Consider the following 563-nt stretch of genomic DNA (forward strand, 5'->3'; position numbering starts at 1 on the left):
GCCAATCCCTTCTCGCGCCGGCGCTTGCCGCTCTCGTCCGGCGCCCCGGTGAGACCCGCGTACCGGGCGACGGCCCTTCGATCGCGTAAGCCGCGCGACAAAATCTCATGGACCAGCATGTCTGCCGTCTCGATGCCGACCCCGATGACCCGCGCGAGGAGACGCACCATGGCATGCGCGCCTTGCTCTGCCGCAGGTGCGGTGGGAGCAGTGGCGAGCCGGCGCAAGCGCTCGCGTTCGATCTCGCGGATCTGTTCGAAGAGCAACCGCATTCGCGCAAAATTGCGTCTCAGTTCGGCGCGCGTGTTCTCTGGCAGCAAAGTGCCGTCCACGATGCGCAGAGAGTCCAGCTTGTTGGCATTGCGTAAAATGGGTTTGAAGGCGCGAATGCCGAAGCGAGCGAGGGTCGCCTTGATGCGGTTCACAATCCGCGATCGCTCGCGCACCAGGCTGTCCCGCTCGCGGTTCGGCCGCCGTGCGTCCTCCTCATCGACTGTGGGAATCACGGCCATACTGCAGTGGCGCTTCTCGCCGCGCAGCCAGCCAAGAAAGGCGCGCATCAA

The 563-nt window shown here is 65.2% G+C and carries 1 protein-coding gene; it reads right to left on the reverse strand.

The window, feature by feature from the left end; all coding sequences use genetic code 11:
- The coding region (locus tag IB248_RS30970) for a transposase (RefSeq protein WP_192242249.1) at positions 1-563 on the reverse strand (563 nt) is incomplete at both ends.

Source organism: Rhizobium sp. RHZ01, assembly GCF_014851595.1.
In the GTDB taxonomy this organism is placed as follows: domain Bacteria; phylum Pseudomonadota; class Alphaproteobacteria; order Rhizobiales; family Rhizobiaceae; genus Rhizobium; species Rhizobium altiplani.